The 14135-nt window shown below is 42.9% G+C and carries 10 protein-coding genes; 7 read left to right on the top strand and 3 right to left on the bottom strand.

What is annotated here, in order from left to right:
* Window positions 1–2 precede the first annotated feature (2 nt).
* The 5 genes from JNK13_06825 to JNK13_06805 all read left to right on the top strand — a co-directional run bounded on the left by JNK13_06825 (window position 3) and on the right by JNK13_06805 (window position 3154).
* A complete protein-coding gene (locus JNK13_06825) occupies window positions 3–689 on the top strand; it encodes an aminopeptidase P family protein (protein ID MBL7662448.1) in 687 nt (228 codons plus the stop codon).
* 19 nt (window positions 690–708) lie between these two features.
* Complete coding sequence (locus tag JNK13_06820; GenBank protein MBL7662447.1) at window positions 709–1131, top strand: YjbQ family protein; 423 nt, start codon at window positions 709–711, stop codon at window positions 1129–1131.
* A gap of 87 nt (window positions 1132–1218) precedes the next feature.
* Window positions 1219–1527, top strand: coding sequence for a hypothetical protein (locus JNK13_06815; GenBank protein MBL7662446.1), 309 nt, complete (start codon window positions 1219–1221; stop codon window positions 1525–1527).
* 306 nt (window positions 1528–1833) lie between these two features.
* On the top strand, window positions 1834–2535 hold the full coding sequence (locus tag JNK13_06810) for a pirin family protein (protein ID MBL7662445.1): 702 nt from the start codon (window positions 1834–1836) through the stop codon (window positions 2533–2535).
* An 85-nt stretch (window positions 2536–2620) separates the two neighbouring features.
* On the top strand, window positions 2621–3154 hold the full coding sequence (locus tag JNK13_06805; GenBank protein ID MBL7662444.1) for an ORF6N domain-containing protein: 534 nt from the start codon (window positions 2621–2623) through the stop codon (window positions 3152–3154).
* Here JNK13_06805 and JNK13_06800 read toward each other — a convergent pair.
* The 3 genes from JNK13_06800 to rpsN form a co-directional block, all read right to left on the bottom strand.
* On the bottom strand, window positions 3141–5342 hold the full coding sequence (locus JNK13_06800; GenBank protein ID MBL7662443.1) for a transglycosylase domain-containing protein: 2202 nt from the start codon (window positions 5340–5342) through the stop codon (window positions 3141–3143). The genes JNK13_06805 and JNK13_06800 overlap by 14 nt on opposite strands.
* 6 nt (window positions 5343–5348) lie before the next feature.
* A complete protein-coding gene (locus JNK13_06795) occupies window positions 5349–11258 on the bottom strand; it encodes a large extracellular alpha-helical protein (GenBank protein MBL7662442.1) in 5910 nt (1969 codons plus the stop codon).
* A 115-nt stretch (window positions 11259–11373) separates the two neighbouring features.
* Entirely contained in the window at window positions 11374–11679 is a 306-nt protein-coding gene (gene rpsN / locus JNK13_06790) for a 30S ribosomal protein S14 (GenBank protein MBL7662441.1), read from the bottom strand.
* 316 nt (window positions 11680–11995) lie between these two features.
* On the opposite strand from rpsN, the gene JNK13_06785 reads away from it, so the two are divergent.
* Both JNK13_06785 and JNK13_06780 read left to right on the top strand, forming a co-directional pair.
* Window positions 11996–13438: a DEAD/DEAH box helicase gene (locus JNK13_06785; GenBank protein ID MBL7662440.1), complete on the top strand. Its 1443-nt coding sequence runs from the start codon at window positions 11996–11998 to the stop codon at window positions 13436–13438.
* Between the two features lie 79 nt (window positions 13439–13517).
* A complete protein-coding gene (locus JNK13_06780) occupies window positions 13518–14093 on the top strand; it encodes a hypothetical protein (GenBank protein MBL7662439.1) in 576 nt (191 codons plus the stop codon).
* Window positions 14094–14135 lie beyond the last annotated feature (42 nt).

Here is a 14135-nt window from a genome sequence, read left to right as displayed (position 1 = left end):
CTATGCCATCACAACAAGAATTAAAAAAGACGGCGCTCTTAGCTGTGCAAAAAAATGCCGCAGCGCTTTTTCATGAGGTCGAGACACGGGGATTTATTCAGCCCGGAATCTCCGAAAAAGAATTAAATCAAAAAATTTACGATCTAGCCTTTGAGTTATTTGGAATCAAAAAATATTGGCACAAACGCATTGTCCGCGCAGGTAAAAATACTCTCTGCCCATACCGAGAGAATCCACCGAATTTAGTGATCGCAACTGATGACATAATTTTCTTCGACTTTGGCCCTGTATTTGAAGAGTGGGAGGCAGATTTTGGTCGCACTTATGTGCTGGGAAATGATGCTGCTAAGTTAAAAATCATGTGTGATATTGAAGCTGCCTGGTATGAAGGTAAAGTCTTTTTTGACTCTAATCCAAATATTACAGGAGCTGAGCTATATAGCTATGTTCGGCTCTTAGCGGAAAAATACGGCTGGGAATTTGGCCAAGATATCGCCGGGCACTTAATTGGCAATTTCCCACACGAAAAAATTCAAGGTGAGGAAATCATCAATTATATTCACTCTGAAAATAAAGAGCGGATGCGCAGTCCAGACAACCAGGGGAATTCACGGGATTGGATTTTAGAAATTCATTTTGTTGATCGTAAAAAAGAAATCGGCGGCTTCTTTGAGCAGTTATTAACATAAATCCAGGCCGAACTTATCTATGAAAAGCTTTACTACTTATTTAACAATCAAAACTCCACGCAAGCGTGAATACGTCAATATTACTGCTTTAGTTGAGAAAGCTCTACTTCAAAGTAAAGTGCAAGAAGGCTTGTGCTTGGTTAATTCCATGCACATCACTTCAAGTGTTTTTATTAATGATAACGAATCTGGCCTACATCATGATTTTGAAAAATGGTTAGAAGAACTTGCTCCTTTTAATCCAAGCCCTGAATACTACCATCACAATCGCACCGGCGAAGACAATGCCGACGCCCATCTTAAACGCCAAATCATGGGCCGCGAAGTTGTAGTGGCAATTACCAAAGGCGAACTTGATTTCGGACCCTGGGAACAAATTTTTTACGGCGAATATGATGGACAGCGTGACAAGCGCATCCTTGTAAAAATTATTGGAGAGTGAGAATCAATTAAAGAAAAAATCATCAATTGCCGATAGTTTAGGATGAATGAAGTTGCTTGCTAACTAATTCACACCGATAACTATGCTATGAAATATTTTCTTGTTTTCTTTGCGCTCTTTACTAGTTCTTGCCTGCTAGCTGAAGAGCCAGTGCAATATGCAAGTCGCATTGTTAGCCAAGGAGAACGTTGCAATGAGTCTGGAGTGCGTTGTGAGGCAGGCTCGGTTTGTATGGGCTTTATGCATATTTCAAATCTTAAAATGCAGTTCAAGGCTTGTCAGATTCCTTGCAAAGAAGATTCAGATTGTCCAGGCAGCCAGCGCTGCGGCTCGATTTCCGATGGTAGACATTCAGTTTGCTTTAAAGTGAGACCTGGTCAAAAAATCCTCAGATAGATTAAAGGGCCGATCTCGGACAACCTCTTCGTCACGGGAAATTTTTATGGTCCCCTCGTTTATTTCAATAAAGTCGGGGCCCAAAAAATTCCCGTTCCTCGATCTTGCCTCGACCTCAGCCCTTTAATCACACAACGTGGCCACATTTTATTTGTGCCGAACTTTTATGTTCGTTTTTACAGTAAAAATTATCTTGAACGATCTCAACAAAGTTTTCAAAATTGATTGAGGATTTTTTTGTGTCCGTCTGTGGGAACTTGCTCAATTCGTAGTTAGTGCTTACAAGCTCTATCAGGAGAAATGTCTATGCAAATATCACATCGAAAATCCGCAGACAGAGGTGGCAGAAACTTTGGCTGGCTAAATGCTAAACACACATTCTCCTTCGGCGATTACTACGATCCAAATCACATGGGCTTTCGCTCACTGCGCGTAATTAACGAAGATATTGTGCAGCCTGGGATGGGCTTCGACCCACATCCACATCGGAATATGGAAATTTTTACATATGTTATTTCCGGCGCACTAACTCATCAAGATAACTTGGGATCAATCGGTAGATTAAAACCAGGTACAGTGCAATTTATGTCTGCCGGAAAAGGCGTAATCCATAGTGAATATAATGCTTCGGAGACAGAGCCACTGCATTTGCTGCAAATTTGGATTATGCCGGAGAAAGATGGTTATGCTCCGCGCTATGAAGAAAAAGCAATTAATCGAGAGGAGAGAACAAATAAACTCATGACTTTACTTAGTCCAACTGGTAAAGACGCTTCAATCCGCATCGGCCAGGATGCATATATCTACGGAGCTATTCTGACTTCAGGCAAAACAATCGAGTATCAAACTGCGTTAGAACGCGGTTTATACATTCAAGTCATTTCCGGCGATGTTGAGCTTGGAAATGTAGAACTTTTCAGTGGAGACGGCGCTGCCATTCAGAACACAGAGCAAATTAAGCTCGAAAGCAAAAATGGCGCAGAATTTTTGCTCTTCGATTTGAAGTAAAAAAGCCTCACCGACGCAACATTACCCTTCAAGCGGTCGATAATTACGTAATGGTAATTTAGATTAAAAGAGAATTGAGGGGGGTATGAAAACAAAATCATCAACAAATACAGAGAGTTTAATACACCTGGTCAGAGACCAGCGCGTTATTTTGGACAGCGATCTAGCGTTGTTATATGGCGTACAGACTAAGGTCCTCTTACAGGCAATTAAGCGTAACAAAGCAAGGTTTCCTCAAGATTTCATTTTTATGCTTACATTTCAAGAGGTTATAAGTTTGAGGTCACAAATTGTGACCTCAAAAAGTGACCCTCGCGGAGGACGACGCACCGCACCGTATGCCTTCACAGAACAGGGCGTTGCAATGCTTTCAAGCGTGCTTAAAAGCAAAAATGCAATTCAAGTTAACATCGAGATCATGCGCACTTTCGTAAAGTTGCGAAATCTTGCTTTGACCCATGAAGATTTGGCAAAAAAATTAAACAACCTCGAGCAAAAGTACGATCAAAATTTTAGGGTTGTTTTTGATGCGATTCGTCAAATCATGGCCCCAGAAAAATGTCCGGAAAAAAGACGCATCGGCTTTATGCATTCAAACAATCAGCTCACTTCACAGTAAAAGCGACTTGCGGTGTTTGTATAGTTTTGTTGTTACAATTAGCAAGCTTCAAATCGGCGTGAACTATGTGGCGCCCCTTTTCGAGATTCCACAAAAAAGTTCTACCGTTAGGGATAGATTTTCCTACTTCTTTATGATCGACAAACCAGATTACTTCGCTGGGCTCAACGCTTCTTTCAATAGTAAAAGGAAAAGCTTCATCTGCATCTGGAATGCGCGGGTCGCGGGCAAGGATTAATCCTGGTGATGGTAATTCAAGATGCACAGGTCGAGTGCAGTGAGCATCACTATGCAAGTTGTTGTCTAAGGCAGCTTGGCTGCTTGCCTCTGCTTCCGAAATAAAATACTCAGTTGCAGACTTGCAGTTACTTGTCTGTTGGGAATTTAAGCAAATCTCTTTTTTGATTAATTTAGGACTTTGCCATAGTGGTTTAGAAATACTTTGCCTTTCTAGTTCTGCAAAAATCGCACGTAGCACTAAAATTGGGCCTGTTGCACCGGTGATTTCGGTCATTGCAGTGCCATCTAAATTGCCCAGCCAAACTCCAGCTGTATAATTTCTGGAAAAACCAACTGCCCAAGCATCGCGAAAATTGGATGATGTTCCAGTTTTTACCGCAGTTTGCACAGGGAAATTTAGCAAACTGTTGTGGCCAAATTCTAGAAGCCTAGCACTTGGGTCAGACAAAATGTTGGCAATAATGGAGCTTACTTCAGGGGAGAAAATCCTTTGCGGCTTAGCTTCGGGCTGGCTAATTAAGGCTTTTAACTCACGTCTTAGACCTCCAGAAGCTAGGGTATAATACGCGCGCACTAATTCATAGAGGCTGACTTCACCATTGCCGAGTGCCAGACCTTCTCCATAATAATTTGCATCTTGCATGAGTGAATCAAAGCCAAGCTGCCTGAGAGTGTTATAAAGCTTAGCTACGCCGATTGTACGAGCGGTAAGAATTGCAGGGATATTTAACGAATTTCCCAAAGCTTGACGCATGCTGACAGGGCCATAATAAATCTCGCTAAAATTTTTATATTCCTTAAGACCAGCTTGCATCCCTAAGGCAAGCGGCGAGTCGTTAATGATTGTATTTGCTTGATAGCCTTGGCTTAAGGCTTCTGCATAGACAAAAGGTTTTAGCGTTGACCCCGGTTGGCGCTTGACTAGTACAGCATCATAAGACGGCGCTGCTTTGGAGGCGCTTGCAGTGACCCAGCTTAGAATTTCGCCAGTTTGATTTTCTACGACGAGTAATGCGCCGTGCTTAGCGCCGAGAGTAGCGAGATTTTTTAGCCGCGTTCTTAAAATTCTATTAAGTTTTTTCTGCAGTGTTAAATCTAAGCTGGTGCGCAGAGCTGCTGCGTTATCTGTCTTGTCTTGAATGGACTGTCTTGCGAAGTGGATAAAATGTGAGGCATCAACGGCAGCACTCGGGGCTGCAAATCCAAGTGGTTGCAATAAATCCTGCTCTGCAAGTCTAGCAGCCAGTATGCTTTGACTTGAAGCTAGACGCTGACTGAGAAGTTCGATGCGGCGTTCAAGTAATTTCCTACCACTCTGATTGATTGTTGGGTCAAACTTACTCGGTGATCTAACAAATACGACAAGTGCTAGCATTTCTTTGAGTGAAAGCGTTTCTAAGTCTCTGTTAAAATATGTTAAGGCAGCTTGCGTAACGCCACGGCGGTTGCGTGAGTACGGGACTTGGTTCAGGTAAAACTCTAATATTTGTGCTTTAGTAAATTTTTTCTCAAGCTTACGAGCCTCAACTAGTTCTAAAGCACGTGACCAAAAGGTCCTTTCGCGCGGATGTAACATGCGCACAACTTGTTCACTAATTGTACTTGCACCACGTGAAGCTGACTTATCCATTAGCCGATTAAAGACAGCACTAGCTAAAGCTTTAAAATCATTTCCCTGATGAGAAAAAAAGCGTTGATCCTCGGAAAAAATAAAAAGCATCTGAAGAGTTTCAGGAATTAAATGTAAAGGAGTTTGGTAATTAATATTCCAGCGATTTAAATAAGATTCAGTCAGGGCCGTGCCAGAGCGGTCGAGCAGCCGAACTTTTCCTGTCACGTTATTTGTTAGCACCAAGCTAGCTGGCAAGGGACGCAAATCTGCAATAAATAATTGGGTGAGAAACCCAATACAAATCCCAGAAATGACAGCAGAAATACGTGCTTTCACCAGTGTTTATTCGACAATAAGTTTTTCAGCACCCCAAGCACCAAAAGTTTCAGGGTGATACATTTCCTCGGCTTGACTACCTAGTACGGTAAAATTCCCTTCAGCAATTGCCTGTGCGACGTAAGACAAATGGTAGTTCCCAGGCGGCAAGTAATCCGAGTAGAAGCGCACTACGTCGTGTTTAATCTCTTGGTGGTAAAAACTATAACGCGTGCTAGCAAAGTCTCTCCAATCATAGAAGCGGTGCCAATAAGAACCTCCAGCATAGGTCCCTGCGTCTTTGTCAGCGTCTACCGTAGAAGCTGTTTTTATGTCGCGATTGACGGGCTCAAGTCCTGCCGGGATTGGATCGCTGACAACAACAAAGTGTCTAGTTGCAGGTAGTGACACAAATAAATCAACACGGACAATCTCTCCGCGTTTGATTTTAAAGGGGCTTTGCAAGAGTTCAAATTTCCCGTTTCGCTCAACGCTATACTCACGACGAACTTCAAGACCAGCAACTGTGGGCTCACTTTTTAAAGTCAGCGGGGCAAATTGTAGTTGTGTGGTGAAGTAGGTTCGGCCAACGCCACTACGTAAAACTTCAATAGAGCCTGATTGACCAAGATCGTTTGCTGAAAATGGACGAGTTAGCTCTTGGGTTGGCGAGCGCTGATCGCTAAAGGAAATTTTACCCAGAACGCTTCGATATTGACTGCCAATGTGCTGATTAACAGTCCAAACCCCTTGCGGTGGGACTGCTTCAAACAAATCACTATAATCAGCCAAAGCCTGCATGCAGAAGATATTTTCTTGAGTGTTTTCCCAGTGGTCTCTATTCTTTCTACTCTCTGTAATAAAGCGCACGATCTTTGGTGCCATTGTCGTTGAGAGAATGCTTGCTAAGTTACTTGCTCGAGCTTTTCTCTCAGCACTAAGTAGAGCTTGTAGCACTGCGCAGTTATCGCGTAGTGGTGTCGTAAGCAATAAATCAAAGCCTAGAGTCTCGATTGGCTCAATAAATTGGAGTTTATCTCCAGTTTGATTTGCTTGCCCAAGCAGCATGCTGGTTAATTCTTTCTGTAGATCCTCAGCATTGTCGGTTGAGTTTAGACTTGCCAAGAGCATGTGAGCCTTACCAAAGAGGCTCATCTGCGGGATTGCTTCTTTGAAGCGCATTAAGTCAGATCTGGAAACTTTTTGATGTTCGGATAAGGCTGCTAGAGCAACGGCACGGACAGTTGCCGCCATTCCAGCAGAATAAAAATCGGCGCCGATGTTTTGTCGTAGCAAATTAGCTAAGTACTGATGGAGATTTTCCTCAACATCGCGAGGTGGTTCGAAATTTCCAAGTCGACGGAAATAATTAAACCCGACTGCGACAAAGGCACTGAGATAAGGGTCAGTATAGCGATCTTGGGCTGTGTAGTAGCACATCCCGCCATTTGGTGCTTGAAATGATCGAACGTCTTTTAAGAATTGCTCGGGCAGAGTTTCATGACCATCCCAGGCAAATGTTGCAGGCAAGTATGGTTTTAAACGTTGAAACTGTGCTGCTAAGACGGACTTTGTTAAGCGCTGCTCGAGACAGAGGTAAGGATAATCGCGTAAATAGCGAAACGCCCCTTCTAATCCTCCGAGGATTGTTGGACTTAAAATTACACGCAATCCACCCACGTCAGTGCGAATGTTTTCTGGGATTTTTACTGGAGTAAACGAAGAAAGATCATCAAATGAATTAGTTGAAGCACCAATCTCGAGAGTATAACGTTTATGCACTTTAAGTTTTGTGCTTAGTCCATCACGGTCCTGCTCATCTTTTGCCTCAACTTCAAACTTAAGCTCTCCGTCTTTAACTACACTAACTGGGAAAGTTACATCACCGCGTTCAAAAGGCTTAAGGGTTAATTGCGATTCTTGATTAACCGTATTTTCAAGTGGTCCGCTGACTTTAACTCGAACGTTTATCGTGCGCTCTGCCGCTCCTCTATTAAGTATGGTAAAGCGGGCTGTAAAATTATCTCCTTCAAGCACTTGGTTAGGTAAGGCTGGGCGAATTTCAGTATTTTGGTTCACGGCAACAGCGCCTTCACCAAGACCAAACTTATCTGTCGGAGTAACGGCAATTGCTAAAATCTTCCAACTGGTTAGATTGTCTGGGGCGTTAAACTCAAAACTGGCTGAGCCATTCGTGGCTTTAACGCCTGGATTCCAATAGGCCAAATATTTAAAATTTGAACGGGTTGCAAAATCTCCACCGCCATCCCCGGCAATTTGTGCGCCCTTTTTCTCATAACTTCTCTTTCCGACAAGTTGCAGCAGTAGATTGTAGTTTGAAAGATCAAGTGCGTCGAGGCTGTAGAGCCCAGCATAGGGGTCAAAAAACTTAATGCCTGTTTGTATTAAATCAAAAACTGCTTGATCTAACACTGCTACAGCAAATTGAATTGGCTCCTGATTTTGAGTCTTCGCCCGGGCACTTAAGTTAACTTTAATACTTGCTCCAGGCTTAACTGTTTTTACTTCGGGGTTAACTTTTACAGTGAGTTCCTTGGCGGAATCACGAACTTCAATTTTTGCATAGCCCATGCGCATGGCCGGCTTGCCCAGATCGATCTCGCCCTCAACTGGCTGGTCCACTCTGGGAGACACTGCAACTACTGACAAATAAAATCCTGGAATTAAATCTTGATCGATTGGAATTGAAATAATCTCAGTATTGTCGCTGAGTGTTTTTACCCAATGCTTAATCACGCCGTAACGTTCGGTTGTGATTAGAGCGCGTGCTCCAGGAAAGGGATTTTTGATGAAAAACCTTGCGGTCTCGCCAACTTTATAACTTTTCTTTTCGGGAATTAAATCGAGCTTGTTAGTTGGCTCAGTCTCCCAAATCACACTGCCCTTGCCGATTACCCAAGTATAAGCAGAAGCGGAATGAGATTTCTCACGCGTGTCGTTAATTGAAGCAACAATTTGATAATCCCCTGGAGCAGTTGGTTTGAAAGTGCAATTTACAGCAGTATTGCTTGAAATCAGATCACAAGTATGAACAGTTTCTTGAACTTCCTCAAAGTGCGTCAAAAAGGCATTACCTGCGCCTTTAACGCGTGAAGCCTTTCTCGTGTAATGCTTAACCTCGGCTTTAATGGGAACTCCTGCGGCAAGCGCGCCATGTTGATCAATTACGACAACTTTAGCTGCAAGCTCTTTTCCCAGCGTATAGGTCCAGTCATCAAATTTTACTCCGACATAACGATCCCGCCCGGCATAGGGCGTTGAAACCTCGTTTGCAATAAACTTTCCGCGATCGTCTTGGACTGCAGTTTCGACTAAGAGCTTACCATATAAAACAGCATTATCGTCTGGTAGTTGGAAGCTTGTTTGTAAATCACCCAACTCCGTTAAATCATTTTCAGCTTTAAAGATTTCAGTAAGCGTTCCATAATTGTCGTCAAGATTATAGGAAAAGCCCATTGCTCTTGGATCTAAATTGTCAAAATTCGAGCGCTTGAGCCTTGCCGTAATTCGCGTTGGGGCCTTTCCATAGGGACCTCCGGCATGAAATGTAGCTGAACTTTTAAGAGCAACAGTATCGCCACTGAGGTAAGTCTTTGGTGCCAGGTCAGTTTGAACTTTAAATGCTGCCGGAGTGAAATCTGTGACAAGCACACGCAGCGGTTCCCAGCGGCGACTAAATTCTACAAAACGGGTCTCTTCCCAGGTTTGATCGCAGGTTGAAGAAATGCAGCGTTTACGATCGCCAGGAAATTCAGCTTCGAGGACAAAACGATACCAACCAACTACGCCAGTTTCTGGTACTAGAATTTCGCCGGCGATTGACCCAAATTCATCAAGTGTCAGGTTTTTATGCTCCCAAATAACTTTATCTTGGGGATCTAACACTTTAAGTAGATAGCCTGACTGGGGCGCTTTAATTAGAGATTGATTGCCATCTTCGCGTAGATAGATCTTATACTGAATTTTCTGTCCCAGGCGATATAGGCCTTGAGGAGCTGTGCCCCAAGCTTTAATATGCCCATACTTTGGCTTAATTTCTCGTTCAATCCAATCAGATCCAGTCGTTCGAGGGTAGAGCATTAATTGCTGACTTGTGGGCAAGAGTGCAAGTTCATCGCCCTTTTCGACCCAAATTTTAAAGACTGGCTGGTCAGCGTCATACAGTGAAACTTTGTTGTATGGATCTAAAACTTTAAGCCCCGGTAGGATTGCCAATCCATGCGCATCAGTTTTACTTGAAGCTAGCGCTGGTTGGAGCGCAGTGTGAGAAAAAACTTTACCCAAAGTAATATAGACATTTGCATCGTTTACTGAGCTTCCATCTTTAAAACGTGTCACCCAAACATAGCTATTGTGGTGGCCAAGTTTGACGTGAACACTAAAGGGAGTGACCTGCGTTAGGAATTTTTTCTCGTAGTAGTTTTCAACTGTTGGTGTGGTTTGAATCGAACCAAGTAATGTTCCAGACTTCCCGCGTAATAAACTCCTGATATTGAGTGGACTATAATAAGAAATGTCCTTAACTGAATTAATCGGGATGTGCAGCGATTGGTTCTCAAGTAATCCTTGTGCGGAGAAAATATCGTATTTTAAATCAATTGATTCGAGATTTTGTACGGCAACAGGTAAATGTGAATCGACATCAGCCTCAAGAAAGCTAATTTGTGAATCAAAGACAAAGCGCGGTCGACGGTTAGAAGTTAGAAAAGAAAATTCTATATCTTGCTCAAGACTGCGGCCGAATTCATCGCGGATAGCATGCTTGTCTGCGCTAATACTATATTTAGTTTTAGCCTTAAGCCCCATAGGTAGCGGCAATTCATAATCTTCATTGTGCTGATGTGCGGCATGTAATCGCGAGTATGAATATACACTATCCCAGGGGTCTTCTGTGCTTTCGGTATTTTGTTGCGCTGTTATTTCTTTACCGATGCGTGGGTGGATTTTGAGCCCTGGTTGGACTTCTTCCTTAATTGCAGGAACCGAAAAAAGAAGCCTAACTTGTTTTTGGGGATCACAACTACTCTCTTCAGAAATTTTATCACCGGGCATAATCATTATTTCTAAGGAATCGCCGCAGGGCCAATTATCGTGACTACTTTTTTGAGTGGCTGAGCAACATTTTATCCCGCTAAACTTGAATGCGCCAAATGTGTCAAAATGTAGGATTTCACGATCCTCGATGCTAAGCTCTGGACCGCCAAGTGATTTAATCCCGGGCTTGATTTGCACAGAAATACGACTGTCAGCTGGAAGTTCACTTGCAGGCTCGAAATAAAAGACGCGCTGTGGCAAGGCCTCATCTTGCGGGTCCTCTGGATTTGCAGCGCGAAAATTAATCGACACGCGACCACGGTCGGTTTCAAAATAAAGTGATTCCTTAACAGAATTTGGATCAACTTCTTGACTGAAGTGAATACTTAAAAGCGGAGTTGTCGGTCCTTGCCACTGACGAAAATTAACATATTTCACTTTTGGCCGTTCGGTAATAAAACTAAAGCCTTGATCGCTTAAATTCAATTCTTCAATGTATTTCTTTGTTGCCGCGGCAATTTTTTTAGCTTCAGAACTGGAAGTATTCTCAGATATTTTTAAGTTATACTTAGTAGCTAGTTTCATTGCGTCAGCTTCGGCAAGCTCGCAACTTAGCGTTGTCGTATTAAGCCAGCGCCAGTTACAATTAAGGTTAGGTGTGAAACTAAATGGAACTTCCTCTTGAGTGCGGTCCATTTTTCCCACAGGGACAACAGGCTCGAGAAATTGAAAGACGATTTGTCGTGTTTGCTGGATATCTATTCCATCGGGCGAGAGACGTAGCAGCTTAGGTTGAATTTCTTCTGCGACGACTAATGATGAAAATAAAAGTGAGCATAAAATAACTTTAAAGCTAGAAAGCCTTAGAGTGGGGATCAGCATAAATTAAACCTCTTGAATGAGACTTCAGAGGTAAATCTACTTTACTGCATTAAACTCGGAAATAGGTTGAGAGCAGAATAGGAAAATATTCTATGTGCTCTGTTGGTTTGTCTTTCTACCAGCTCGCTTTCTTTACACCAGGTAATTCCCCAGTGTTTGCTTTTTTACGAATTTCAAGACGGCAAAGACCAAACTTGCGGTAAACGCCACGTGGGCGCCCAGTTAGTTCACAACGGTTACGGATTCGAGTGCGAGAAGAGTTTCTAGGCAGTGACTGAAGCTTCATTTGCGCAGCGTCACGATCCTCGAGAGAATTCTTGGGATTACGAATTGTCTCTTTAAGTGTGCGACGTAATTCAGCATACTGAGCTACGAGCTTAATTCTACGTTTATTCTTTTCGACACTACTAGTCTTAGCCATTGTCCTTAGTCACTTACTTATTAAGTCTAAAATCTTTAAGAGTGGCGCAAACTAGAATAGTCTCCGTAAAGAATCAAGAGCTAGCAGGCAAGTTCAAATAAGTTAAATGTAATCAATAAGTTATTTACGATCTAAATATTGCATTTCTTATCAATAATATGTTATAAGCCTTAAATCTGTGCTTTGAAAATTTCTAAGCACTATTAATATATATCGAAATTCTGACCTATTTTTCCCTTAAATAAGGATAGTTTTTAGAACTCATTTTGGTTCTCAACTAAATGGTTAGTCTCGATCATTAAAGTGGAGAACTATTGTGAAAAACCAAACTAGGCATTCAGTGCCATCAGAACCAATATTGCATAAAAAGCATGCGCCTATCGACCCCTCATCTGACAAGTCGAATAATTTTGCGCAGTTTGAAATGCCACGCGAAATTCTTAAGGCAGTCATTGATACTGGCTACACTGAACCAACACCAATTCAAGCTCAAGCAATTCCTTTAGGCCTAAATCGTAAAGATATTATTGCTTCTGCGCAAACAGGTAGTGGAAAGACTGCGGCATTTATGTTGCCAGCGCTAGCGCATTTAACTAAGCCCTCGACTGTTAAAAACTCACGTGGCCCACGGGTGCTAGTGCTTACGCCAACTCGCGAGCTTGCTCTCCAAGTTACGCAGGCTGCAAAAACTTACGGGAAGTATCTTCAACATTTAAAGACGGTAAGTATTGTTGGCGGAATGTCCTATGACAGGCAGCGCTTTAGTATGCGTGGTTTTGTAGAAATTATGGTGGCAACCCCGGGACGTCTAATTGACTACATGCAACAAGGGGAAATTGATTTTTCACGAGTTGAGTTTTTAGTCCTGGATGAAGCGGACCGCATGCTCGATATGGGATTTCGCGATCCAGTAAAGCAGATTGTCAAAGCTTTACCTAAAAATCGCCAAACCTTACTTTTCTCTGCAACAATTGATCGCACCATTCTTGAACTAGCCCAGGGAATGCTTAATCATCCCGAGCGGATCGAAATTACTCCTGCTCAATCTCAACATGCAGACATTGAACAGAAAATCCACTACATCAAGGACCAAGCAGAAAAGCGCGCACTTTTAATTAAGCTTCTCGAAGCAGATGAAGTCGAACAAGCAATTGTTTTTGCTCAGACAAAGCGCTCCGCGGATAAGCTTGCTGAGAATCTTTATCGCACAGGACTAAAGGCCGCTGCGCTCCACGGGGATATGCGTCAAAATGCACGTAACCGTACAATTTCTAGACTAAAGGATAAGAGCGTTAAAATCTTAGTTGCAACTGACGTTGCAGCTCGTGGGATCGATGTCAAAGGCATTACGCATATTATTAACTATGATTTGCCGCGCATGCAGGAAGATTACGTGCACCGCATCGGTAGAACTGGTCGCGCCGGAGCTAAGGGCACAGCAATCTCGCTAGCACTACTTAGTGAGTATCGCCAGGTTCGAGAGTTAGAAAAATTTACAGGCCATAAGATTGAAGTTTTCAATTTACCTGGTTTTGAAGTGACTGCACCGAGTTATGATACTGCTGGTGCGGGGCGTCAGCGACCTGGACGTTCAGGTAGAAATTCCCGCGGTAGAAATAATTTCCGTCGTAGAGAAGACAGTTCGTCATCTGGACGCGGAGAGAAATCTTTCAGCCAGAGAAATAAGAAAAGGGGCTTTGCTGCCTCGAGGTCAGCTAATCGCAAGCCTAGTACGCGTAGTCACGAGCAAGCTTATTAAGTAAAGCGCTGCTAGCTTTCCGCTTGATTTGATCGAGCAGTCATGGGTATATTCCTCGCTATCAGCGAGGAATATACCCATGCGAAAAGTTGTTATTTTTTCATTAATGCTGAGCATCTTTTCTGTAGTTGAAATCTCAACAGCAGATGTTCTATGCGCGAGAAGTAGTAAAAACCATAGTGTTAAAAACCGTAAGGTTTCAATTAAGCTACCAAGTTTGCTTGCAACTTCTGCTACGACTTGCCCTGCTGGATATAGAGAAGTCTTTAGTGTTGAATCTGCTACTGGAACACTATCTTCAGGAAAAACTCTGACTGGAGTTTGGGTTGCTGGAAGTGGGCCAAATATTGAATTTACTGGCACTCAAATTAGTTTCCAAAAACAATTAGCCGCAGCTCCACAGGTGGAAATTCTAAGAATAGGCACTACTCCGACTGCAAATTGCCCGGGGACGGTTTCTGATCCAACGGCTTCACCTGGATATCTTTGTATTTATGAAGGCGGATCGAACAATGTTGCTTTCATTAGCTCTTATAATGAAAGAGGGCAGGGGGCCGGTACAGCTTCAAAGCTAGGCGCAACCATTAGTATGATTCCAGTCTCATTCAGTAGCACATTTTATGCTGCTGGATCTTTCGCTGTCACTGCGCCCTAGTATTTTCAATTAATATGGAACGAGCCTTGATTGAAAAATTGT

The organism is bacterium (assembly GCA_016786595.1).
Classification (GTDB): Bacteria; Bdellovibrionota_C; UBA2361; order SZUA-149; family JAEUWB01; genus JAEUWB01.
Note: the sequence above shows the minus strand (reverse complement) of the source record. Positions and strands in the feature narration are given on the sequence as shown.